The sequence below is a fragment of the Protofrankia symbiont of Coriaria myrtifolia genome (assembly GCF_900634755.1).
In the GTDB taxonomy this organism is placed as follows: Bacteria; Actinomycetota; Actinomycetes; order Frankiales; family Frankiaceae; genus Protofrankia; species Protofrankia coriariae.
Window position 1 is genome coordinate 1 of sequence record NZ_CAAAFS010000232.1, and the last position, 23,393, is coordinate 23,393.

At 71.1% G+C, this 23,393-nt stretch carries 20 protein-coding genes and 2 pseudogenes; 14 read left to right on the plus strand and 8 right to left on the minus strand.

The window, feature by feature from the left end; genetic code table 11:
* The 3 genes and pseudogenes from CM1CMNOD_RS13045 to CM1CMNOD_RS13055 form a co-directional block, all read left to right on the plus strand.
* Positions 1–610, plus strand: a pseudogene (locus CM1CMNOD_RS13045) (hypothetical protein); the annotation flags it as partial.
* Positions 611–638: 28 nt separating this feature from the next.
* Positions 639–1,490 (plus strand): ABC transporter permease, encoded by an 852-nt coding sequence (locus CM1CMNOD_RS13050; RefSeq protein ID WP_013874081.1) that lies wholly within the window; start codon positions 639–641, stop codon positions 1,488–1,490.
* Entirely contained in the window at positions 1,483–2,292 is an 810-nt protein-coding gene (locus CM1CMNOD_RS13055; protein WP_013874082.1) for an ABC transporter permease, read from the plus strand. The genes CM1CMNOD_RS13050 and CM1CMNOD_RS13055 overlap by 8 nt, the downstream gene beginning before the upstream one ends.
* Positions 2,293–2,415: 123 nt before the next feature.
* On the opposite strand, the gene CM1CMNOD_RS13060 is transcribed toward CM1CMNOD_RS13055, so the two are convergent.
* The 3 genes from CM1CMNOD_RS13060 to CM1CMNOD_RS13070 are packed head-to-tail and all read right to left on the minus strand — an operon-like array spanning position 2,416 to position 5,086.
* Complete coding sequence (locus CM1CMNOD_RS13060; protein ID WP_013874083.1) at positions 2,416–3,561, minus strand: phosphotransferase family protein; 1,146 nt, start codon at positions 3,559–3,561, stop codon at positions 2,416–2,418.
* On the minus strand, positions 3,558–4,484 hold the full coding sequence (locus CM1CMNOD_RS13065; RefSeq protein ID WP_013874084.1) for a DUF7064 domain-containing protein: 927 nt from the start codon (positions 4,482–4,484) through the stop codon (positions 3,558–3,560). Before CM1CMNOD_RS13065 ends, CM1CMNOD_RS13060 begins: the two co-directional genes overlap by 4 nt.
* Complete coding sequence (locus tag CM1CMNOD_RS13070; RefSeq protein ID WP_043603667.1) at positions 4,481–5,086, minus strand: AMP-binding protein; 606 nt, start codon at positions 5,084–5,086, stop codon at positions 4,481–4,483. Before CM1CMNOD_RS13070 ends, CM1CMNOD_RS13065 begins: the two co-directional genes overlap by 4 nt.
* 22 nt (positions 5,087–5,108) lie before the next feature.
* On the opposite strand from CM1CMNOD_RS13070, the gene CM1CMNOD_RS21805 reads away from it, so the two are divergent.
* The 4 genes and pseudogenes from CM1CMNOD_RS21805 (at position 5,109) to CM1CMNOD_RS13085 (ending at position 7,791) form a co-directional block, all read left to right on the plus strand.
* Positions 5,109–5,249, plus strand: a complete 141-nt coding sequence (locus tag CM1CMNOD_RS21805; RefSeq protein ID WP_157491020.1) for a hypothetical protein — start codon at positions 5,109–5,111, stop codon at positions 5,247–5,249.
* 136 nt (positions 5,250–5,385) lie between these two features.
* A complete protein-coding gene (locus tag CM1CMNOD_RS23170) occupies positions 5,386–6,468 on the plus strand; it encodes a LuxR C-terminal-related transcriptional regulator (protein ID WP_131774005.1) in 1,083 nt (360 codons plus the stop codon).
* Positions 6,469–6,572: 104 nt separating this feature from the next.
* Positions 6,573–7,325: pseudogene (locus CM1CMNOD_RS24465) on the plus strand (GAF domain-containing protein); the annotation flags it as partial.
* Between the two features lie 244 nt (positions 7,326–7,569).
* Positions 7,570–7,791 carry a response regulator transcription factor gene (locus tag CM1CMNOD_RS13085; RefSeq protein WP_050803535.1) on the plus strand — a complete coding sequence of 74 codons (222 nt, stop codon included), beginning with the start codon at positions 7,570–7,572 and terminating at the stop codon, positions 7,789–7,791.
* Positions 7,792–7,913: 122 nt separating this feature from the next.
* Here the strand turns inward: CM1CMNOD_RS13085 and CM1CMNOD_RS13090 are convergent, their stop codons facing one another.
* The 3 genes from CM1CMNOD_RS13090 to CM1CMNOD_RS13100 are packed head-to-tail and all read right to left on the minus strand — an operon-like array spanning position 7,914 to position 9,617.
* Entirely contained in the window at positions 7,914–8,585 is a 672-nt protein-coding gene (locus CM1CMNOD_RS13090) for a histidine phosphatase family protein (protein ID WP_013874086.1), read from the minus strand.
* The gene (locus tag CM1CMNOD_RS13095) at positions 8,582–9,382 is read right to left on the minus strand and encodes a CbtA family protein (RefSeq protein WP_013874087.1); all 801 of its coding nucleotides are present in this window, start codon (positions 9,380–9,382) and stop codon (positions 8,582–8,584) included. The genes CM1CMNOD_RS13090 and CM1CMNOD_RS13095 overlap by 4 nt, the downstream gene beginning before the upstream one ends.
* Before the next feature lie 13 nt (positions 9,383–9,395).
* The gene (locus CM1CMNOD_RS13100) at positions 9,396–9,617 is read right to left on the minus strand and encodes a CbtB domain-containing protein (protein ID WP_013874088.1); all 222 of its coding nucleotides are present in this window, start codon (positions 9,615–9,617) and stop codon (positions 9,396–9,398) included.
* A 716-nt stretch (positions 9,618–10,333) separates the two neighbouring features.
* Here CM1CMNOD_RS13100 and CM1CMNOD_RS13105 point away from each other — a divergent pair.
* Positions 10,334–10,987, plus strand: a complete 654-nt coding sequence (locus CM1CMNOD_RS13105) for an ester cyclase (protein ID WP_013874089.1) — start codon at positions 10,334–10,336, stop codon at positions 10,985–10,987.
* Positions 10,988–11,059: 72 nt separating this feature from the next.
* Here CM1CMNOD_RS13105 and CM1CMNOD_RS13110 read toward each other — a convergent pair whose 3' ends face one another.
* Together CM1CMNOD_RS13110 and CM1CMNOD_RS13115 are read right to left on the minus strand one after the other, a co-directional pair.
* The gene (locus CM1CMNOD_RS13110; protein WP_013874090.1) at positions 11,060–12,280 is read right to left on the minus strand and encodes a cytochrome P450; all 1,221 of its coding nucleotides are present in this window, start codon (positions 12,278–12,280) and stop codon (positions 11,060–11,062) included.
* 247 nt (positions 12,281–12,527) lie between these two features.
* Entirely contained in the window at positions 12,528–15,194 is a 2,667-nt protein-coding gene (locus CM1CMNOD_RS13115) for an HAD-IC family P-type ATPase (RefSeq protein ID WP_013874091.1), read from the minus strand.
* Between the two features lie 513 nt (positions 15,195–15,707).
* Here CM1CMNOD_RS13115 and CM1CMNOD_RS13120 point away from each other — a divergent pair.
* The 6 genes from CM1CMNOD_RS13120 (at position 15,708) to CM1CMNOD_RS13145 (ending at position 23,311) form a co-directional block, all read left to right on the plus strand.
* A complete protein-coding gene (locus tag CM1CMNOD_RS13120; protein WP_347176561.1) occupies positions 15,708–16,568 on the plus strand; it encodes a LysR family transcriptional regulator in 861 nt (286 codons plus the stop codon).
* 522 nt (positions 16,569–17,090) lie between these two features.
* Positions 17,091–18,083, plus strand: a complete 993-nt coding sequence (locus CM1CMNOD_RS13125; protein WP_013874093.1) for a PDR/VanB family oxidoreductase — start codon at positions 17,091–17,093, stop codon at positions 18,081–18,083.
* A gap of 508 nt (positions 18,084–18,591) precedes the next feature.
* On the plus strand, positions 18,592–19,815 hold the full coding sequence (locus tag CM1CMNOD_RS13130; RefSeq protein WP_013874094.1) for an ABC transporter ATP-binding protein: 1,224 nt from the start codon (positions 18,592–18,594) through the stop codon (positions 19,813–19,815).
* A gap of 274 nt (positions 19,816–20,089) precedes the next feature.
* Positions 20,090–21,364 (plus strand): extracellular solute-binding protein, encoded by a 1,275-nt coding sequence (locus tag CM1CMNOD_RS13135; RefSeq protein ID WP_165001429.1) that lies wholly within the window; start codon positions 20,090–20,092, stop codon positions 21,362–21,364.
* Positions 21,365–21,404: 40 nt separating this feature from the next.
* On the plus strand, positions 21,405–22,373 hold the full coding sequence (locus tag CM1CMNOD_RS13140) for a metallophosphoesterase (protein ID WP_237702763.1): 969 nt from the start codon (positions 21,405–21,407) through the stop codon (positions 22,371–22,373).
* On the plus strand, positions 22,364–23,311 hold the full coding sequence (locus CM1CMNOD_RS13145; RefSeq protein ID WP_013874097.1) for a carbohydrate ABC transporter permease: 948 nt from the start codon (positions 22,364–22,366) through the stop codon (positions 23,309–23,311). The genes CM1CMNOD_RS13140 and CM1CMNOD_RS13145 overlap by 10 nt, the downstream gene beginning before the upstream one ends.
* The last annotated feature ends 82 nt before the right edge of the window (positions 23,312–23,393 follow it).

Sequence of the window (23,393 nt, forward strand, 5' to 3'; positions counted from 1 at the left end):
CGGTCAGCGTATGCGCGGTGATCTCACGGCCGCGCTGCTACACGATCCGGAGATCGTGTATCTGGACGAGCCGACGATCGGTCTCGACGTCGTCTCCAAGGCCGCCGTACGCGGCTTCCTCACCGCGCTCAACCGGGAACGCGGGACCACCATCATGCTCACCACCCACGACATGACCGACATCGAGCAGATGTGCCCGCGGGTGCTCGTCATCGACCACGGCCGGCTCGGTTTTGACGGGCGACTGGCGGACCTGCGCGCCCAGATCGGCGGGGAGCGCGTCCTGGTCGTCGACCTGGCCGAGCCGCGGCCGCCGATCGACGTGGCCGGTACCCGGGTGGTCGAGGTGGACGGGCCCCGCCAGTGGCTGGCGTTCCCGGCGGGCGAGAGCGCGGCGCCACTGGTCGCCGCCGTGGCCGACCGGTACCCGCTGGCCGACCTGTCCATCCGCGAACCGGCAATCGAGGAGATCATCGCCCGGCTGTACACCTCGGGCACCGTGGACGCTTCGGGCACCGCAGGCGCCGCGAACACCTCGGGCAGCGTGGACACCTTGGACGCCGCGAGTTCCCCGGACATCGAGGAATCCTCGGGCGCGAGGAATCCGTGACCGCGGCATCGCTGACAGTGGCGTCACGGTGAGAGGGGGTGTCGGTACCTACCTTGCGGTCGCCCGGTACAGCGCTCGGCGGTATGCCGGTTATCGGGCCGCCACGGCCGCGGGGGTGTTCACCAACACCGTGTTCGGGATCATCCGTGCCTACGTCCTGCTCCAGGTGTGGCACCAGCGGCCTGGCCTCGGCGGGTACGACACCAGCGGCGTCGTGACGTTCGTCTTCCTCGGGCAGGGGCTGATCACGTCGATGGCGCTGTTCGGCGGCGGCATCGACCTGCCCGAACGTATCCGTTCCGGCGCCGTCGCGATGGACATGGCCCGGCCGGTGGGCTTCCAGACCTGGTGGCTGGCGGACGACGCCGGGCGCGCCGCCGTCCAGCTGCTCACCCGAGGGTTGCCGCCCATGCTGGTCGCGGCCCTCCTGTTCGACCTGCGCCTGCCGACACCCGCGAGCCCGGCCGCGGGCACGGCCGACGCCGGGGTGTGGGGTGCCGTCGGCGTGTGGGGGCTGTTCGCCGTGTCCGTGGTCCTGGGTTTCCTGGTCAGTTTCGGGCTGCGCTATCTGATCGCGCTCGCGACCTTCTGGCTGCTCGATCAGCGAGGGCTGGAAAGCGCCTACACCCTGTTCACGGTGTTCTTCTCCGGTATCTCCATGCCACTGACGATCATGCCGGGGGTGCTGCGGGACCTTGCCGAGGCGCTGCCCTTCGCCGCGATGATGCAGGTGCCGGCGGACGTCCTGCTCGGCAACCGGACCGGCACGTCGCTGGTCGCGGCGATCGCGTTCCAGGTGGGCTGGGCTGTCGTGCTCCTCGCGGCCGGCCGCGCGCTCACCGCCCGCGCCACCCGGAAGCTGGTCATCCAGGGTGGCTGACAACAGCGCGGTGCGGCACTATCTGCTGTTCGCGGCGGCCTGGACGCGGGTCGCCTGGCAGTACCGGGCCTCGGTGCTGCTGCTGGCCGTCGGGCAGTTCCTGGCGACCGGGCTGGACATCGCGGTGATCGGTGTGCTGTTCACCCGCGTGCCGCACCTGGCCGGTTTCGGCCTCGCCGAGGTGGGTTTCCTCTTCGGGACGTCCTGCACGGCCTTTGCCATCTCCAACATGCTGTTCGGGACGCTGGAACGGGTCGGCGAACGCATCCGGGACGGCAGCCTCGACGTGATGCTGGTCCGGCCGGTCGGGCTGCTCGTGCAGGTCGCCACGGACGGTTTCTCCCCGCGCCGTCTCGGCGGGATCGTCCAGGGCGTCGGTGTTCTCGGGCTGTCCCTCGCGGGGCTGGACGTGCCCTGGACGACCGGCCGCGTCCTGCTCGTCGCCACCATGGTCATTTGTGGGGTCGGCGTCTTCAGCGCGGTCTGGATCGCCGGGGCGGCGTTCCAGTTCGTCGTCGAGCAGGCCGCGGAGGCGATGAACGCGGTCACCTACGGCGGGAGCTTCCTGACCCAGTACCCGATGTCGATCTACGGCCGGGACGGGATGCGGCTGCTGACCTTCCTCGTCCCGCTGGCGTTCCTCAACTGGCAGCCCGCCCTGTACGTGCTCGACAAGCCCGATCCGCTGGGTCTGCCGTCCCTGTTCCGTTTCGCCTCCCCGCTGGTGGCCGCCGTTCTGCTGGCCCTCGCCGCCGCGGCCTGGCGCGCCGGCCTGCGCCACTACCGCTCCACCGGCAGTTGATCTCCAGACGGGCCGGGCACGTCTTTCGCACCGGTCTCATCCCGGGGCGGGCAGGCCAGGAGCTTCCTGGCCTCGGCGGCGGCCTGGATCGAGGCGGCCAGCTCCTCACCCTGGGTAAGGCGGTCACAGGTCCGCTCCTGTCGTGATGGGCCGGGCCGCGGCGAGGAAGCCCTCGACGAGGCCGGGCCGGGAGTAGTAGGCGTCGCCGATCCCGTCGGCCACCCGGCGGCGCTGGTACTCGAACAGGACGGCGAGCTTCCACAGCGCCATCGCCGTGTACCAGTCGACGTTGGCCACCTCGGTGCCGGTGGCGGCCGCGTAGCGGGCGGCCAGCTCGGCGCGGGAGGGATAGCCGTCGGCGAGGGTCGCCGCGCTCATCTCGGTCAGCGCGTGCGGTGGCTCGCCGGGCACCGCGTAGGTGGCCAGCAGGTAGCCGACGTCGCGCAGCGGGTCGCCGATCGTCGCCAGCTCCCAGTCGAGCACGGCGACCAGCCGGGCGGGCGGGTCGGCGGCGAGCATGACGTTGCCCAGCCGGAAGTCGCCGTGGACGATCGTCGGCGCGGCCGGCGCCGGCGGGTCGTCGACCAGCCATTCCAGCAGCGCGCCGAGTTCCCCCGGCAGGCCGTGCCCGTCGGGGTCGACGATCCGCGCGAAGCGCCGCAGGTGACGCGTGACATCGCCAGAGGGCCGCCCGAAATCCCCGAGGCCCGCGGCTGCGTGGTCGACGCGGTGCAGCGCGGCGAGCGTGTCGACGAGTGCCTCACCGACCGCGCGCCTGCCGGCCGGCGTGTCGAGCGCCGGTGGCGTGCGGGTGGTGGCGACGATCCCGGTGACGTGTGCCATGACGTAGAACGGCGCGCCGATCACCGCGGTGGACTCCTCGACGGCGAGGATCCGCGGCACCGGGACCGGTTCGTCCCACAGCGCCCGCTGCACCCGCGCCTCGCGGACGACGTCGTGGCCGCCCGGCGGGATCGGCGGTGGCGGTGGCCGGCGCACCACCACCCGGCGCTCGCCGTCGGACACCAGGTAGGTCAGGTTGGAGTGGCCCTCACCGATGCGCCGCAGCGTGATCGGCCCGCTGACCAGCCCGCGGTCGCGCAGGTAGGCCTCGAGCCGCGCGGTGCCGAAGGGCGGCGCACTCCCGACGGGCGAAGCGGCCTCGGCCGCCGGCGCGCTCCCGGCGGACGAGGCGGCCCTGACAGGTGGGACACCTCCGGCGGACGAGGCGGTTTCGACGGGCGGGGCGGTCTCGGAGGATGCGCTCACTGCGCGTCGACCAGCCGCTTCAGGTAGCCGCGGGGCCACAACGTCTCGAACTGCCCGGCGCCGGCCTCACCGTCGATGGTCACCTGGCAGGCAGCCTCGGACATCAGCGTGTCGGAGCCGACGGGCAGGTGCGCGATGGCGTAGCGCCGCATCCACAGGTGCGTCGTCCCGCCGCGGGCGTCGGTCAGCTCGGCTTCCAGGCTCTCCTGGCCCATCTCCCTGTCGTAGGTGGCGTGGTGGCGGCTGTCGACGATCGCCACCGGTTCGCCGTCACGCAGCACGTAGCCGTTGACGCCCAGCTCGCCGCGGGCGATGTGGAACATCGCGTTGAGCTCCGCGCCCGACGGGGTGCCGGCGGCGAGCCACTTCCAGTGGTGCACCGCGCTCCAGTGCCGCCGGCCCCAGGAGTGGTCGCGGTGGGCCCACACATCGGCGAACGGGATGACCCGCTCGCCGACCCGCAGGGTGCCCGACGCGCGCCCGGCCTGCTCGAAGCGGTTGGTCGCCATCCACGGCGGGCAGCCCGCCGGGTTCTCGCGGTAGCTGAAGGGCCGGTGGCTGGCCTCGAAACGGTAGTCGATGTCCACCTCGTCGCCGGCAAAAACGATCTCTGCGGTGCGCAGCGGGTCGGGCTGGCGCAGGTACAGGCCCGCACAGTGCCAGTCGTCCAGCTCGCTGGCGTCGCCCAGTTCGACGTTGAAGGCGCCCACGACGATGTTCCGCTCGCGCTCGGGGAAGTAGACGCAGATCTGCCGGCCGGCGACGCCGCGCCCGTCGGTCCAGACGTAGACCTGCGCGGCGATCCGCTCGGCGGGCAGGACCAGGTTCCAGAACAGGCTGTCGCGGGTCTTCACACCCGGCGCGACCCGGTGGCGCAGGTCGTCGCTCTCGACGACGTGACCGGTGGTGAACGTGACGCTCATGCGTAGAGCTCCTCGATGGTTTCGGCGTAGCGCTGCTCGATGGGCCTGCGCCTGAGCTTCGCTGTCGGGGTCAGCTCGTCGCCCCCGGGGACCCAGTCGTGGTCGAGTACCTTCCAGCGCTTGATCTGCTCGATCCGCGCGAGCTTCTGGTTGCCCCGCCGCACCGCGTCCTCGACGGCGGCGGCGACCTGTGGGTGGCGGGTGAGCGTCGCGAAGTCGGCCGGCGGGATGCCGGCCCTGGCCCGGAACGCCTCCAGGCCGTCGCGGTCGAGCACGATCAGCGCGACGTTGTACGGGCGGCGGTCACCGACCGCGACGACCTGGGCGATCAGCGGCTGGCCGCCCTTGATCGCCTGCTCGATCGCCGACGGCGACATGTTCTTGCCACCGCTGTTGATGATCAGCGCCTTCTTGCGGTCGGTGATCGTCAGGTAGCCGTCGTCGTCGATGACGCCGATGTCGCCGGTGCGCATCCAGCCGTCATGGAGGACCTCGGCGGTGCGCTGCGGGTCCTCGAAGTAGCCGGGCATGACCGTGACGCCGCCGACGAGGATCTCGCCGAAGTCGCTCAGCGCCAGGTGGTCGGCGTCGGCGTCGGCCACCCGTAAGAACGCCTGGCACAGTGTGGGCTCGGATAAGATCGACTGGATCGTGGTGTTCAGTGGTCTGCTGGCTGGTGATGTGCTGCTTGGCGGTGTGCTGCTTGGCGGTGCGGTCGTCGGTGGTGTGGTTGCCACGCTCATGGGCCCCTGCCTCCTCCGGTAGCACCCCAGGACCCTGCCACCGTTGTTGATCGGGGGCTACGGCCCGGCGAGTGAACGCCCTCCCCCGCTGGGCGTAGACAGCTCCGCCCTGTGATGCGCACGCCCTGTGTTGCGTAGTTGCGCTACGCTGCCAGGCAGTGGACGAGCTGCCGCAGCGCATCCGCAGCCAGCGCGCGCGGGCCCGGGCGGTCCGTGGCTACGTCGAGAAACAGCTCTGGACGGAGCTGGACCAGCGCATCGCGGCCGTGCGCGCCCAGGCCCCCTCCGCCGGCTCTGCCGGCCTTGAGGAGCTGGAAATCCTCGTACGCACGGCGGACGAGCTGCGCGCGTGCGAGGAACAGAACCTCTGGATGGGCGACCGCGCGCGCGTCGGGATCCACCGGGCCCTCGGCCGGCTGCGCCGGTGCGCCTCCAGCGCCGAACTGCTCGAGCGCGTCCCGCCCGAACTTGCCCGGGCGTGCGGGTTCGCCCGGGCGATGATCTCGCGCGTCCACCACTCCGAGTGGATCCCGATCCTGCCGCCGCCGGGCGTCGACCCGGACACCGACGCGTTCCGACGCGCGTTCGGGGACAAGCCCACGCTGTCCCTCCGGCACATGCTGCTCGAGGCCGAAATGGTGCGCCGACGCATCGGCATCCTCGTGGCCGACGCGGCCAGCGACCCGCGCTGCCACGAAGCCTTCGTCACGATCGCCGGTGCGCACAGCTACGTCGGCGCGCCTCTCATGCCCAGCGGTCGTGTCATCGGCTTCCTGCACGCCGACCGCCGCGGGCAGGACCATCCGGTCACCCAGGACGACCTCGACAACATCGTGCTCTTCGCCGAGCACGTCGGGCTGTTGTACGAACGCGCCGTTTTCGCGGAGGAGCTCCAGCACCGCCGCGCCCGCGTCCAGGCGGCCCAGCTTGCGCTCGCGCGTGACCTCGACGCGGTCAGCAACGCCGAGCTGCGCCTCCAGCTGCCGCCCACGCCCGAGGACGACCCGGAGGACGATCACCGGGACAGCACCCCACCGCCAGGACGGATCGCGCTGCTGAGCACCCGCGAGCGCGAGGTGCTCGACCTCATCGTCGCCGGGGAGACCAACAGCGGCATCGCCCGTGAGCTCGTGCTCGGCGAACAGACCGTCAAGACACACGTCGCGCACGTCCTGCGCAAGCTGGGCGCGACCAGCCGGGCCGAAGCCGCCGCCCGCTACCTGCGCATGCGGGGCCGGTGACGGCCTGTCCCCGGAAGAGTCTGTCCCCGGAGAGGAGGATCATGCCTCCTACAGAGCCAGCAGCGCCGACAGAGCTGGCAGAACTGGCAGAACTGGCAGAGCCGATGCCCCCGGCGTGCCTGGCAGCGTCGACGCCCCCGGCCGGCGGGCGGCGCGATCCCAGCGAACGTCAGATCATCGCCGAGGCTGCCCGGCTCGCTCAGCGTGCCCACCACTCGTGGGGCCTCGCGCTACCGCCACAGCCGCGCGGGGCCGTCCAGAGCCAGCCCGTCCAGACGTTGCATCAGTTGCGCGCGACAGCCGACCGGGCTCTGGCCGAACTTCGCCGACGGACGGGCCCCGTCGATCCGGAGATCCGCGACGACCTGTTGCGCGCCCTCGATCTCGAACTCCACCTCAGCCGCCACATCCTGACCCGCAGATCCGCGCGTCGGGCGGCCCTGCGACGCGGGCTGGAGCGCCTGCGGCCGGTGGCGGATCCGGCACATCTGCTCGACCGCGCCTGCGTCGAGGCGCTGCGTAGCTGCGGTGTGCGGCGCGCGATGCTCAGCCGGGTCAGTGACGGTGTCTGGTCCCCCTGGCGATCGGCCGGCACGGTCATCTCGGGCGGCACAGCGGTCTCGGCTGGCACGGCCAGCGGCACGGGCACCGCGGCGGCGTGGCACGAGCTCGGCCCGATGCCCATCGAGCGCCTTCCGCTGGAGGCCGAGGTCGTGGCCGAGAGACGCCCGGCTCTCGTCGAGCGTCCGGTGAGCGATCCCCGCGTCCACCCCGTGCTGCGCCGGCTGCTGACCAGCTCGTTCGTGGTCGCCCCGATCGCCCCGGCCGACACCGTGATCGGTCTGCTGCACCTCGACCGTTCGGGCGAGGCCCGCGAGGTCGACCGTGACGACCTTGAGGTGGCCTGGGCCTTCGCCGAGGGCTTCGGGCGTGTCTACGAACGTGCGGTCCACCGGCAGCGTCTCGACGCACAACGGCGTCTGGTCCAGCGGGCCGCCCAGCGCCAGGACCTCGACACCGCGCCGCTCGACCACGCCATCGACATCCTCCCCACCGTGCCGCGCGCCCGGGCGCTACGAACCCGACACCGCCAGCCCGCCGGTGGACGCCCCCGAGGAGTCACCGGGCATCCTCACGAGCCGCGAACGCGAGGTCGCCGACCTGATGTGCGCCGGCCTGCCCAACGAACAGATCGGCGAACGCCTCGTCATCTCACCCGCGACCGTCAAAAGCCATATCCGCGCCATTCTGCGCAAACTCGGGGCCGCAAACCGCTCCCACGCCATCGCCATCCACCTGCGCCATACACACAACCCGGCATGACCAGCGCCCGAGAGCCTCCCCGAGTCAGCAGACAGCACCACCGCAATGCGCTCCGCGGGACAGCGGAACAGGTGATCACAAGGTTCGTCGTGGGCGTCGGCCGGCTTCCGGGTTGCTGGGTTTCACAGCGATAGGCAGGCGTGTCGCAGGGTCCACACCATGCTTCCCGTGCCGGCTTTGCCGCCCGCGTGCCCGGGTGAGGTGGAGGTGGCTGGCAGGCGGCCGTGCAGGAGGGTTGCGGACAGCGGTGGGACGTCGATACGCCAGAACACCTCTGGGGGCGATCGCAGCGCCGTGACCAGCGCGGCTCGGACGACCGCCGGATGGGTCACGGCGATCACGTTCTCCGGGTCGGTGGCACGGGCGGCCAGCCATGCCGCGACGCGGTCGAGCAGGTCTACGACGGATTCGCCGCCGTGCGGTGCCGCGGCCGGGTCCTCGGTCCACAGCCGCAGGTCCGCGGGGCTGATCTCGTCGAGCGAGCGGCCCACCCAGGCCCCGACGTCGAGATCGCGCAGGGCGGGATCGGGCATGGCCGACAGGCCCAGCGCCTGAGCTGTCTGACGGGTGCGCAGGGAGCGGTCGCACCAGGCCCGCCCACCGCGCAGCGCCCGTCCGGAGGGGGTACGCGATGCACCCGACGTGTGCGTCATGTGCGATGTGGTCACGGCGGCGGCCCGACGGGCTTCGGCGTCGTCGATGGTGTCGTCGTCGACGCCGAAGCGCGCCGCTCGCACGGCGGCGGTCCGGGCGTGGCTGACCAGGGTCAGCCGCAGCGGTCCGCCCGCGCTCACGCCCCGGTGGCGACCGGTGATCCGCCCGAGGCCGTGGGGGCCTCCCCCGCCGCCAGCGCCGGCACCGGCGCGGCGCCCGGTGTCCGGACCGGGGCGGGACGGTTGGCGCGTTCCGTCAGGGCGCCGAAGAGCAGCCCGACGGTGGCCCACAGTGTCGCGTGGATCGCCAGGGAATCGACCCGGAAGCGCCACAGCACGTCCGCCGGGAAGCCCTCCGGTGTCTCGTCCGCCGCCGGCAGGGCGTAGTAGGCGAGGCCGATGACGACCAGAGCACCGACCAGCGCCAGCAGTGCCGCGTCCCACGAGCCGAACCGGGGGGCGAGCCGCCGGGCGGCCACGAAACCGCCGACGACCACGGCCAGTGAGATCAGCATCGCGGCGAAGTACAGGCTGGTGCGCTCACCGAGCGTGTCCGGGTTGCCGACCGCCGGCGGGTTGGCCGGGTACTTCAGGTTGGGCAGCAGGTACATCCCCGCGAAACCGGCGAGGGCCACCAGCCCCGCGGTCGTGCGGGCGCGCAGCGCCCCCAGCCGGCCCTGCGCGACGGCGTAGACGAGGGAGAACAGCCCGCCGACGGCGACTCCGAACGCCAGCAGCCCGGTGAACAGGCCGATGGTGCTCTGCACCGTGCGGGACACCATCTCCGGCTCGGCGACGGCCCCGGGTGCCTCGTGCGCCGACTCGAACGCGATCGCGAGGCCGACCTGGCTCTCCCCGAAGACCTTCGCGACGACGAAGGTCAGGACAGCGGCGACCACGCCGACCAGCATCCCGCGGATCAGCAGCGTGCGAACCATGTCGCGCCCCCGCTCAGTGGCAGGGGAAGCCGAGCAGGTGACGGGCGTCGTGTACGAACTCGTGGACGTTGCTGCCGGCCACGAGCGACATCGCGCCCTGCTCCGCGCCGACGAAGTAGAGCAGGACCAGCGCCAGGAGCGACCCGAAGAGCGCGAACGGGGCCAGTTCGTTCAGCGGGATCGTCGGCAACGGCGCCGGGGCGGCGGGGGCGTCCAGGACGCTCGGATGTGCCATGGCGGGACCTCCACAGGAATCACGCGTTCCACTCGGGCAGGACTTGTCCCAGCGATGGGTCTGACTTCCGGTGCCACCTCTGGGGTAGCTCCGGTGACAGTGGCGCGACCGTGCCGGATTCACACCGGCTTCCACCGACTCGAACAGTCTGAGAGAAGCAGCACCCAACCCCGCCGTCAAGCCTAATCGGCCAGATGGCATCCCGGCGTGCCTGTCACGCTCGGGCCGCGCACCTGCGCGCAGTGAGGATCCATCTCCAGATTCCACACTCTTAGCTTCCGAGCGCATACCTAGAGCGACCGTCGACCTGCGGAACAACCCCGGTCACCCGCGGCGGGGCGGCGAGATGCCGCCGGCCATGGCGTTTCGCAAGGGCTCCCGGACGAGCTGCCAGCCCATCGCCCGCGATGGGCCCGACGGAGCCACCGTCACGACGCGCCAAAGGACTACGGAACAACGCGCCAAAGGGCCTCGGAAAACGGCAGAAAGTCCGGCGTTCCCACGAACGTCCCAGGCCGGCCAGACTGTACGCACTACACTGTTTCTTGTATTTTTCCGAAACCTTCGAATCCGGCACGAACCGTCCGTGCGAATCACCGGAGAGATATTTTCAACCCGAAACCCGACACCGGTACGGACCGACAGAAACAATGCAGCAGAGCCGGGACAGAAATCCCCGAGGACCTTGACCAGACGGCAGGAACAGGAGGATAGCGGTGAGCGACAGAACCGCCGAAAGCCAGCCGCTGCACGTTCAGGGCCGGGACGCCGTCATTGCCGGCTCCGCCGGCGTCCAATGGCGCGACGGAGCGCCACCGGACTACCGCCACTCCAGGGAGACAATGCCTGGGGAACGCACCCGTCAGCACGCCGAGGGCTCGCTCGCCGACATCGTCGAGAAAGTGGTCCAGGTGTTCGAGATGGAGCTCTCGCACAAAAAGGATCCGGCCCAGTGGGTCAGCATGGTGACCGAGCAGCTGCGGGTCCGGACGAACGGCGGCCCGGCGGCCACCGCCGCCGACCTCGCCGAAAAGGGCAGCTACAACATCCTCATCGGCGAGAACCCCTACTACTCGGCGGACGACGAAACATTCGAGTCCTCTCATGACGTGTTCCACAGAGCATTCCCGGGCGGCTTTTTCTGGGAGGTGCTGGACGTTTATTCGCCGCCGCCTGTGATCGCGTTCAAATGGCGGCACTGGGGCACCTTCAGCGGGCCGTACAAGGGAGCGCCCCCGACCGGCGAGCGTATCGAGATCTTCGGTGTCACCGTGGCGCGCTGCGCGGACGACCTCAGGCTGGTCGAGGTCGAGCACTTCTACGACAACACCGCTTTCCTCAGCCAGCTCGCGGGCGGCCATCCGGTGTGAGAGCCTGGGCGCGGCATACACCTGCCCGCATGCCGCGCCCACCCGCGACGGTTCACGGAAACCGCCGCGCCGTCAGACGGCCACCGGCACGCGGGTCCAGCCGCGTTGGACGAATGCCGGGCGCCGTACCGGCGTGCCCGCCGGCCGCAGCCGCGGAAAGCGTTCGATCAGGCAACGTACGGCGATCGCCACCTCCACCCGGGCCAGCGGCGCGCCCACGCAGAAATGGACCCCACCGCCGAAGGCGATGTGCGGGTTCGGGTCCCGGCCGATGTCGAACTCGTCCGCCCGCTCGAACACCTCGCCGTCCCGGTTGGCCGAGCCGAGCAGGGCGGCGATCCGTTCCCCCGCCCGGACGACGACCCCGCCGATCTCGACGTCCGCCATCGCGGTCCGTTCGAACAGGTGCAGCGGCGAGTCGAAACGCAGGAACTCCTCGGTCGCGGTGGCGGCGAGCCCCACCGGATTGCCGGCCAGCCGCCGCTGCTGGCCGGGATGGTTCAGCAGGACAACCATCCCGTTGCCGAGGCAGTTGACGCTGGCCTCGTGCCCGGCGTTGAGCAGCACCACTACCGTGGCGACCAGCTCGTCCTCGCTGAGCTGGTCACCGTCCTGCTCCGCCTGGACCAGATGGGTGATCAGATCGTCCTGGGGGGCATGCCGGCGCCGGGCCGCGAGCTTCCGGACGAAGGCGTCGAACTCGGCCGCGGCGGCGCGGGCGGCGGCCTCCGCGGCAGGCGTCCGCCCATACTCGTTCATCTTCATCATGGCCGCCGACCAGGGGCGCAGCAGGTGCCGGTCGCCGTCCGGGATACCGAGCAGCTCCGCTATGATCATCACTGGCAGCGGTTCGGCGTAGTCGACGATCAGGTCGAACGGCTCGCCGTCGCGGGTCCTTTCCTCCAGCCCGTCGAGGAGGCCCCCGCACAGCTCCTCGATGTGCGGGCGCAGCCGTTCGATGTTGCTGCGGACGAACGCCTTGCCGAGCAGGCCCCGCAGCCGGGTGTGCTTGGGCGGCTCGCAGCCGAGGACCGAGTCGCGCTCGAGCTGGTTGAACAGCGCCCACAGGTCCTCGGGCTGTCGCGGCGGGTGGATCCTGCCCAGCGCGCGATGGCGCACCACCGCGTCGGCGTCGCGGTACCTGGCGGCCAGCCACATCCCGAGCTGTTCGCTCCACAGCGGGCGGCCGGCCGCCCGCAGCTCGGCGAAGACGGGGTATGGGTCGTGGACGAGCCCGGGGTCGCGGGGGTCGAAACAGTCGGCGCCAGTATCGACCCGGCGGGACAGGACCACTGCCGACTCCTTCCGGGACGGGGCACCACCCCACACGCAGCCCCCCACCACCCCGACTATCGAACCAGCGCCGGCCGACACCCGACGGAGAGACCGCCGCCTTTTCCCGCACCACACGTGCGTGGTTGATCACATCACCCGTCAGGGCCGGCCGACAGTCCACGCAAACACACCCAACCCCGGCCCGGTTCCATCCCGAGCCCGCACAGGCCCCCGGCACCAGCTCCGGCCGGGCCGGATCCGATGGTCAGGCCCTGGCCGGGCGGTCGTGGACGGTGTTCTCGGCGCTTACGGGCCAGAAGTGCCCCACCAGCCGCCAGGCGAGCTCCACCAGGGCCATGCCGACCGCGCCGCAGGCGGCCGCCACCGCGACGACGCCGGTGTCCGACGTGTCGAACTCGAAGACGCGCTGCCCCACGGGCAGCAGCAGGCACAGCAGAAAACCACTGACCATGGCGGCCAACAACACGATCTTCCACCAGGCGTACGGCCGCGCCACCACCGCCAGCACCCATGTGGCGATCATGACAAGTGTGATCACGACGGCGGTGCTGTCCTGCTCGGAGGTGCCCTCACCGCCGGAGCGGACGAGCAGGTAGGTCACGAAACTCGCCACCGCCACCACGACACCCGCCGGTACTGCCCGGCGCATGACCCTCGGCACGAACCCGGCCCGGGCCCGCTCGGTGTTGGGCGCGAGCGCCAGGAAGAACGCCGGGACACCGATGGTGAACCAGCCGATGAGCGTCACGTGCCGGGGCAGGAACGGGAACCTCAGCTGCGCCGCCCCGATCAGGATGGCCAGCAGCACCGAATAGACCGTCTTGGTCAGGAACAGGACGGACACCCGCTCGATGTTGCCTATCACCCGCCGCCCCTCGGCCACGACGTGCGGGAGAGCGGCGAAGGTGTTGTCCAGCAGGACGATCTGCGCGACCGCCCGGGCCGCGGGACTGCCCGAGCCCATGGCCACGCCGATGTCGGCGTCCTTGAGCGCGAGCACGTCGTTGACCCCGTCGCCGGTCATGGCCACGGTGTGGCCGTCGGCCTGCAGGGCCTGGACCATGGCGCGTTTCTGGTCCGGCGCCACCCGGCCGAAGATCGACGCCGCCGCCATCCGCTCGGACAGCGCGGCGGTGTCGTCGGGCAGCGTCCGGGCGTCCACAGGCTGGTCGGCGCCGGCAATCCCGAGCGTGCTGGCGACCGCCGCGACGGACACCGCGCTGTCCCCGGATATGATCTTCAGCTCGACGTTCTCCGCGGCGAAGTAGCGCAGGGTGTCGGCGGCATCGTCGCGGATCTTCTGCTCGATGACGAGCAGCGCCACCGGTACCACCGCGCCGGGCACGCCCGGCGCGTCCACCAGGATGCCGGCCCGGCCGAGCAACAGCACCCGCAGCCCCCGGGAGGCCAGTCGGTCGGCCTCGGTGAGCGCGCAGTGCCCGGGCGGCAGCAGGACGTCGGGCGCGCCGAGCACCCAGTGCCCGTGCCGGCCGAAGCTCGCCCCGCTCCACTTCCGGGCTGAGGAGAACGCCGCGGTCGCCGTCGAGGCCCAGGTGTCCGGACCGCTCGGGAACGCCTCGGCGACCGCTGCCAGGCTCGCGTTGGGACGCGGGTCGGCGGCGGCCAACGCCCGCAGCGCCTCGCCGACCTCGCGCACCTCGCCGGCCGCCCAGCCGTCTCCGGCAGATCCGCCGGCCGCCCAGCCGGACCCGGCAGGCTCGGCGGTCGTTCGGCCGGCCGTGGCGGAACCGCCGGTTCCCGCCGTCCCGTCGGCGTCGGTGTCGGCATCAATGGGACGGATGATCACATCAGGCCGGGCGGAGCCGTCCGGGGCGGGCTGCCCGTCAGCGTCATCGGCGCCGCCGGCCAGGCCCGTCCCGATGGACGCGCGCAGCAGACGTACCTCGGTCAGCCGCAGGCGGTTGTCGGTGAGGGTGCCGGTCTTGTCCGCGCACACGACGCTGACCCGGGCCAGTCCCTCGATGGCGGGCAGCTCCTGCACCAGGCACTTGTGGCGCCCCAGCCGGATGACACCGATCGCGAACGCGACGCTGGTGAGCAGGATGAGCCCTTCGGGGACCATGGGGACGAGCGCGGCCACCATCCCGCGCACCGCGTCGTCCGGGTCGGCGTCGTCGAGCCGGAACTGACTGAAGATCGTCAAAGCGCCGGCGGGAATGATCAGGAAGGTGACGAACGTCAGGATCCGGTCGATGCCGCCACGCAGCTCCGAACGCACGAGCGTGAACCGGCTGGCCTCCTCCGCCAGCCGGGCGGCATAGGCCTCCCGACCAACCTTGGTCGCACGGAACACCCCGGTCCCGGCCACCGCGAAGCTGCCTGACATGACGGAATCCCCGGGGCTCTTGTCCAACGGGTCGGCCTCACCGCTGAGCAGCGACTCGTCGATCTCCAGCCCGTCCGCGGCCAGCACCACCCCGTCGACGACGACCCGGTCGCCGGGCCCGAGCTCGATGACGTCGTCGAGCACGACCTCGCTGGCGGAGATCTCGACCGCCCGGCCGTCCCGGCGGACCCGGGGCCGGGCCTCACCGATGATCGCGAGCCGTTCCAGGGTGCGTTTGGCCCGCACTTCCTGGACGATGCCGATCGCGGTGTTGACCACGATGATCAGCCCGAACAGGCCGTCGGGAACGACCGGCCCGATCACCACGATGACGGCGAAGAGCGCACCGATGATCGCGTTGAAGCGGGTCAGGACGTTGGCCCGGACGATCTCGGCGACCGAACGGCTCGCTCGAACCGGAACGTCGTTGGTGCTGCCCGCAGCGATGCGCGCGGCCACATCCGCGGCGGTCAGGCCATCGTCGAGCCCGACAGCGGACTCCTGCGGAAGATCGACCGTTGCCACGACAACGAGGCTATCGAGACAGTGGCCGACACCACGCATGCTCCCACCCCGGATGCGGTCATGCCGTGCCCCCGGATCAGCTTCCGGGCCCCTGGGTCTGCTTCCAGCCGCCGTCCACGACGCCCGCGCGCGGACACACGGTCACGCGGGAGACACTCCGTGTTTCGTGCCCCGCGGCGCGCCGCCCGGGGCACGAGTGACCATTTCGGGACGGATACGGGCACGCCGGGCGCCCGCCGCCCCGCCATATGCGCCCCGCCATATGCGCCCCGCCATATCCGCGCCACCGTACACGCCACCGCAATACACGGCGTCCGCAATACACACCACCGTAATAAATGTCGCCGCAATATACGTCGCTGTACACGTGCGCATACGCGCTGTTTGTATGCGTATCATGCGCACGCCGCCGTCACACTATTCCCACCGGCGCCCCCGCCAACCAGCCCGACAGTTCTTCCGGACAACACTCACCCGTCACCGCTGGTTAGTCACCGCACGTAGGCTGTGCTGGGTCTGCGGAGGGGAAGCGCGATGGAGTTCCGGCACCTGGTGTCTTTTCTGGCGATAGCGGACGAGCTGCACTTCGGACGGGCCGCGGGCAAGCTCCACCTGGCCCAGCCCTCGCTGAGCCAGCATCTGCAACGCCTTGAACGTGAGGTCGGCGTCAAGCTGGTCGCCCGCACCTCCCACGAGGTTCGGCTGACCCCGGCGGGCGTCGCGTTCCAGGCCGAGGCGAAGCGGATCCTCGACCAGGCGAGCCGGGCCGTGCAGGCGGCGCGGGACGCCGCCGCCGGCCGCGCCGGCACGATCAACATCGGCTACAACTTCCCGGCCGGCCAGCGCATCCTGCAGCCGACCCTGTTACGGCTGAACAACACCCACCCCGGGCTGACCGCCCACCTGTGGGAAAGGCGCACCGGTCCCCAGCTCAAGGGCCTGCTCAGCGGCGAGCTCGACATCGGCTTCATCTTCGGGCTGCCGCCCACCAGCGACCTGCGTTCCCGGGAGGTGCTGCGGCTGCCGCTGGTCGCCGTGGTCGGAGAACAGCACGACTGGGCCTGCCGGGAACAGGTGTCGTTCCGCGAGCTACAGAACCAGGCCTGCATTCTGTTCAGCCGCACCCAGTCACCGGCGATGTACGACACGATCGTCACCACGGCCGAACGGGTCCGGATCAACCTGCGGGTCGCCGCCGAGGTCGACGACCCGGGCGCGACCGCCCTCGTGGTCACCACCCGCCCGCTGGTGGGGTTCGCCTCGGTCGAACGAGCCCGCCGGACGAGAGGGCCGGTCGCCATCCCCCTCGTCGACCCGATCCCGATGCTCTCCGTGCACGTGGTGTGGCGGCCGCAGCGGAGCAAGGTCGTCGACGCCCTGCTGGACGCCCTCGACGAGGCCGGGCCCTTCTGACCGGCCGCCCGGCCGTCGAGCCTGATCCACCCGGCGGACGCCGCCGGCGCCGCGAAACACCTGACCGGACCACCCGCCCCTTTGATCGCACCGTCCTCGACCGGACCCGCCGGCGGCGGCCCACACCGATGTGAAAACGACTCGAAGAACGACGGCGCCGCTTTTGGCCAAGCTGCCAGAAATAGCCTCCGGCGACGCATGCGAGCCCCGGTCGTGGTTATTGGAAAATCCAATCGCCCGAGTGGATTTTCCGTCTGTCGGCGACTTCTCCGGCCAGTCGGGAAATCAGTTGCGAAGATGTGGCCAGGCCCTGCGCCACGGGTGGTCCTACCGATAGAATTCGACGGTGACCCGCCCGTTCGACCGACATGCCGATCGCTGTTTCGGGCAGCTCGCTGTTTCGATCGACGTGCCGGCCAGCGGCCGGGACGGCGGATTTGCCGCCCAGAACGCGGACCCGGCAGGACGCCGGGAACCCGTACGTCCATTCCGACACGCCTAGAACTCCGCCGGAGGTCGGTCATGCCCGCCCCAGCATCCCACGATCAGTCGACCGCGGTGCCAGCACCATCGGCCACCGCATTCCTGACCGTCGTCAGCAGGACCGTCGAGGCGGACGACGTCGTTTCCCTCGTCCTCGCCGATCCCGGCGGGCGGCCGCTCGCCCCGTGGGCTCCCGGCGCGCACGTCGACGTCGTCGCCGGGCCCGGGCGCGTCCGGCAGTACTCGCTGTGCGGCGATCCGGCCGACCGCGCGACCTGGCGTATCGCGGTCCTGCGCGAGGCGGCCGGCCGGGGCGGCTCGGTGTACCTGCACGACGAGGCCCGCGCCGGGTCGACGCTGGAGGTGGGGGCGCCGCGCAACAACTTCCCCCTGGTCGACGCCGGGCGTTACGTCCTGATCGCGGGCGGGATAGGGATCACACCGCTCCTCCCGATGATCGCCGAGCTGGCCGGACGCGGCGCCGACTGGACGCTGCTCTACGGCGGGCGGCAACGAACGAGCATGGCGTTCCTCGCCGCGCTGTCCGCCCACGGCGACCGGGTCGTCGTCCACCCCGAGCGGGAGCACGGGCTGCTGCCGCTCGACACCGTCCTCGCCCGGCCCGAGGAGGGCACGGCCGTCTACTGCTGCGGCCCGGAGGGCCTGCTCAGCGCGGTCGAGGCCGCCTGCGGCAGCTGGCCGTCCGGCGCCCTGCACGTCGAACGCTTCCGGCCCCGGGAGCCGGCCGGCGACGCCGCCGCGGACACCGCCTTCGACGTCTTGATCGCCAGCACCGGGCAGCGGGTACGGGTGGCCGCGGGCCGCAGCATCCTCGAGGCGCTCGAACGCGCCGGCCTGGACATGCCCTCCTCGTGCCGTGAGGGGACCTGCGGCAACTGCGAGACCCGGTTCGTCGAGGGCGATGTCGACCACCGCGACTCCGTGCTGAGCCCGCAGGAGCAGCGCGACGGGGACGCCATGATGATCTGCGTCTCCCGGGCCCACGGCGACCAACTGGTCCTCGACCTCTGACCCGGAACATCCAGCCCGGGTCAGAGGTCCCGGGCATCCGGCCCGGTCTGCGGCGGTGCGGGCAGCGTGGATGGTACAGGCGGTATGTGCGGTATGGCAACAGCCGCGGGCGGGCGTTGGGCGGCTCCGTCGACGCGGGACGAATTCCGCTGCCGGCCCGCCCGCGCACCGCGGCAGCGGCCGCGGCGGCCATCGATAAATTCTATCGAATAATCAACAACGTCAATCGATGCTGGCCAACCGGCCTGATCACGACGTTTCACAGCACTTGACGCACCGCAAATTTTCAGCATGTTTCCTTCCCGTACACGGACCCGACGTTGAATTCAGCGGTCCACGGACGATAAGAAGCACTGGCAAAAATTTTCGGGCGGCCACCGACACCGGGCACGGCCCGAACCGGGGATCCGCCTTCCGACTTCCAGACCCACCAGCCCACCCACGGCCGGCAGGGAATACCAGGCCGGTCCGGCACGCCGCCGGGCCGGTACGAAAGGAGAGCCAGGCTGTGAGCCGGATCCAGGTCGAAGGACTGACCAAGCGTTTCGGCGAGGTCGCCGCCGTCGACCGGGTGAGCCTGGACATCAGCCACGGCGATTTCCTCGTCCTGCTCGGCCCGAGCGGATGCGGAAAGTCGACGCTGCTCCGGATGATCGCCGGTCTGATCGAGCCGAGCGGCGGGCGCGTTCTGCTGGACGGCCGTGACGTCACTTTCGCCCCGCCCCGGGAACGCGACATGGCAATGGTATTCCAGAGCTACGCTCTTTACCCCCACCTGACCGTCGAGCGCAACATCGGATTCCCGTTGCGGTCACGCCGCCGGCCACGGGCGGAGATACGCCAGAAGGTACGCGAGGTGGCCGCGCTGCTCGATCTCGCGGAGCTGCTCGACCGCCGGCCGCGGGAGCTCTCCGGCGGGCAGCGGCAGCGGGTCGCGGTCGGGCGGGCGCTCGTCCGCGACCCCGGTGCCTTCCTGATGGACGAGCCGCTGTCCAACCTCGACGCGAAGTTGCGGACGGCAACCCGCGGCCAGCTGCGGGCCCTGCACCACACGCTCGGCTCAACCATCGTCTACGTCACGCACGACCAGGTCGAGGCCATGACCATGGCCACCCGGGTGGCCCTGCTCAACGCCGGCCGGCTTGAGCAGGTCGGCACCCCCACCGACGTCTACGACGAGCCGGCGTCGGTGTTCGTGGCGGGTTTCCTGGGCTCGCCCGCGATGAACCTGCTCCCCGCGCGGATCGAGAGCCGGGCCGGACGCGTCCAGGTGCTCGCCCCCGGCGTCGAGCTGTCGCTGTGGGCGGCGGACGACCAGCCCGCCCGCGAGGTGACCCTCGGCGTCCGGCCGGAGCACCTGGTCCTGATCCCGCCGGCATCCGTCTCCTCCGCGTCCCCCGCCTCTTCCTCCATCTCCTCCCCGCCTGCTTCCTCGCCCACGTCACTCACGTCGAAGTCCCCCGTGTTCCGGGGAGTGGTGGAGACGGTGGAGAACCTCGGCGGCGAGGAGGTCGCCCAGTGCGCGGTGGGCGACGCCCGGGTGCTGGCCCGAGGGCCGCGGCCGCTCGGCCTGCGTCCCGGCGAACCGGTGGCCTTCGGCGTCCCCGCGGACCGGGTGCACCTGTTCGACCGGGCCAGCGGCCGCCGGCTGGTCTGGCAGCCGGCCAGCGGGGACATCCCCCGCGAGCGCGATCACGCCCATGACTCCGCCGCCGCCGTCGCCGGCTCCTAAGGGCATGTTCCTGAACGCGTCCACCGTCTGATCACCAGCCTTCGACGTCCCCGCCCTTCTCGAACCGTCCCGCCGTCGGGTCTTTCGAACCTGTCGAAACGTCCGACGCCTTTCCCGGCCCCGGTCCTCGCCGGTGCCGTGTTCATCTCGCTCAAGGAGCATCCCGTGAAAAAACTGCGCCAGCTCGGGGGGCTGGCGGCCGCGCTCACCCTGGCACTGACCGCCGCCGCATGCGGAGACAGTGGCACGAGCGCACCCGCCCAGCCGAAGCACCGTGGTTCCCGAACTCCGTCCGGACCAGCAGGTCTCGATCACCTTTGAGAGCTACAACCTGTCGCAGGCCGGGGCCTGGACGGACACCTTCACCGATCTGATCAACAGGTTCCAGGCCGCCCACCCCAACATCAAGGTGACGGCCCAGAAGCCCGCGACCGCGACCGCGAGCGGCTACGGGTCGGCCTCGGCCGCCAGCATCCAGCGTCAGATCGCGGCGGGCAACCCGCCCGACGTCGGCCAGCTGGTCTTCGGCGACATCCGGTACGCCGTCAAGGGCCTGGGCGCCACCCCGCTCGACGACGTCGTCGGACGCGACGCCGTGCAGGCGAACTTCGGCGGCGCCCACCCGTTCGCGCCGGCCGCGCGCACCCTCGGTGACGTCGAGGGCAAGACCTTCGCCGTGCCGTTCGTGTTCTCCACGCCGATCCTGTACTACAACGCCAGCCTGTTCACCCAGGCCGGCCTCGACCCGAACAAGCCGCCGACCACCTGGGCGGAGGTGAAGACGGCCGCGCTGGCCATCAAGAGCAAGACCGGCAAGGACGGCGCCTACATCGACTGCCTGACCAAGAAGACCAATGACTGGTGCTACCAGTCCCTGGTCGCCTCCAACGGCGGAACCGTGATCTCCGACGACCAGACCCGGCTCACCTTCGCCGACGCCCCCGCGGTCGAGGCCGTCAGGGTGGCCCAGGACCTGGTCAACTCCGGCGCCAGCCCCAAGCTCTCCCAGGAGCAGGCCTACCCCGCGTTCGCCCGCGGTGAGGTAGGCATGATCCTGGAGAGCAGCGCCGCCGAGGCGGTCTTCCGCAAGGGCGCCACCAGCGCGAACCCGCCGTGGGAGCTGCGGGCCGGCTACGAGCCGAGCTTCGACGGCAAGAAGGTGCAGCCGACCAACTCCGGGGCGGCCCTGCTGATGTTCGCCAAGGACCCGGCCCGGCAGCGGGCGGCCTGGGAGCTCATCAAGTTCCTGACCAGCGACGAGGCGTACACCCAGATCACCAGCAAGATCGGCTACCTGCCGCTGCGCACGAGCCTGCTCGACGACCCGGGCGCGCTGAAGGACTGGGCGGCCAAGAACACGCTGATCAAGCCGAACATCGACCAGCTCGCCCGGCTGTACCCGACAGCGTCGTTCCCCGGTGACAACTACGTCCAGATCAGGGACGGCATGCTCGAGGCCGTCGAGAAGGTGGTCTACAGCGGGGCCGACCCGCAGTCGACGCTGACCGCGGCGCAGGAGCAGGCGACCAAGCTCCTCCCGAAGGGCTGACACCGTGCCGTCGGTGCCGACCGGGCCATCGGTGACATCGGTGACGTCCACGCCGCCGGTGCCATCGGTGCCGGCGGCACCGCCGGCCCGGGTGCCACGCCACACCCTGATCCAGTTCAGCGACGTCCACCTCGTCGACGGCGGGGAACTGCCGCACGGCGGGGTGGACACACACGCGAACCTGGAGTCCGCGGCCCGCGCGGTCGTGGACTCCGGGACCGCGGTGGCGGGCCTGCTGCTGACCGGTGATCTCACCGACAGCGGCTCCCCCGTCGCCTACCGGCGGCTGCGGGCGGTGGTCGAACCGCTCGCGCGCCACCTGGGCGCCCCGGTCATCTACGCGATGGGCAACCACGACGAGCGGACGGCGTTCCGCCGCGAGCTGCTGGGCGCCGCGCCGGCGACCGACGGCCTCTCGACGATCCCGTGCGACAGCGTCCACTGGATCGCGGGCCTGCGGATCGTGGTGCTCGACAGCACCACACCGGGTTACGACAGCGGCCATCTCACCGACGACCAGCTCGTGTGGCTGCGCGACGAGCTCGCCCGCCCGGCACCGGACGGGACGGTGCTCGTCCTGCACCACCCGCCGGTGCCGTCGCCGATGCTCGTCGTCGAACTGATGACGCTGCGTGAGCCCGACCGGCTCGCGCGAGTCGTGGCGGGCAGCGACGTGCGGATCATCCTGTCCGGTCACGCCCACCACGCCAGCTGCGGCCTGCTCGCCGGCATCCCGGTCTGGGTGTCGCCGGCCACCGCGTTCGGCGCGGACCTGCTCTCGCCCGCGGGCCGGGCCCGCGCGCTGCGCACGGCGGCCTGCAGCCGCATCGACATCTACCCCGACACCGTGGTGGCCAGCGTCGTGACGCTCGCCCCCGCGGAAACCCTCTTCGACAACGACGAGAGCGACATGGCACGACACATCGACCAGGCCGCCACCCAGGCAGCCAACCGGAACCCAGCCACCGGCCGGACGCCGGCAGGACAGGGGCGAGCAGCATGTTCGTAGAGCTCGCTCCCCTCGCGGCGCCCGCCGAGCACGTGGCGGTCGAGGCGGCCCGGCCACCGGTGGCGCGCCGGGTACTGCGGGCGCTGCCGCCCTTCCTCTACCTCGCCCCGGGGTTGGGCTGCCTGATCGTGTGGACCTACCGTCCCCTGGTCGAGGCCGTCCAGCTCTCCTTCTACCAGTGGAACCTGCTGCCGACCCGGCCGAAGGTGCCGGTCGGACTGGACAACTACCAGCAGGTCGTCCAACTCCCCGAGCTCAGGCACTCGCTGTGGCTGACGGTGGCAACGATCGTGTTCCTGCTGCCGTTCTCGGTCCTGCTGCCCACGATCATCTCCCTGCTCACCCGCCGGATCCGCGGCCGGGCCGGCGGCGCCTACCGCGCGCTGGTGTTCGCGCCGGTGCTGGTCCCGCCGGTGGCCAGCGCGGCGATGTGGATGTGGCTGCTGGACCCGCGGCACGGGCTGGTGGACCGTATGATCGGCCATCCGGTCAACTGGCTGCACGAACGAGGCCCGGCCCAGCTCGCCATCATCGGCATCACCGGTTGGCACCTGCTCGGGTTCGCCGTCCTCGTCGTCACCGCCGGCCTGGCCAACATCAACGACGAGTACTCGGCCGCGGCCCAGCTCGACGGAGCGACCAGGCGGCAGATCACCCGGTGGATCATCCTGCCGCTGCTGTCACCGACCCTGGTCCTGCTGACCCTCATGACCGTGCTGCTGTCCGGCCAGCTGACCTTCCCGCTGATCGACGCGCTCACCCAGGGCGGCCCCGACGACGCGACGACCAACGCCTACTACCTGCTCTGGGAGTACTGCTTCAAGAGCTTCAACGCGGGTCTGGCCTCCGCCGCCGGCCTGGCCTTCTTCCTGGTCTTCGGCCTGGTCGCCCTCTTCCTGGTCTGGCTGTTCGAAAAACTCAGCTTCCACGACAACTGACCACCCGGCAACCACGTCCCCCGAACCGCGAAACAACCTCCCGAGAAATGAGTACGAAAGTGGCTGCTACAGCGACCACTTG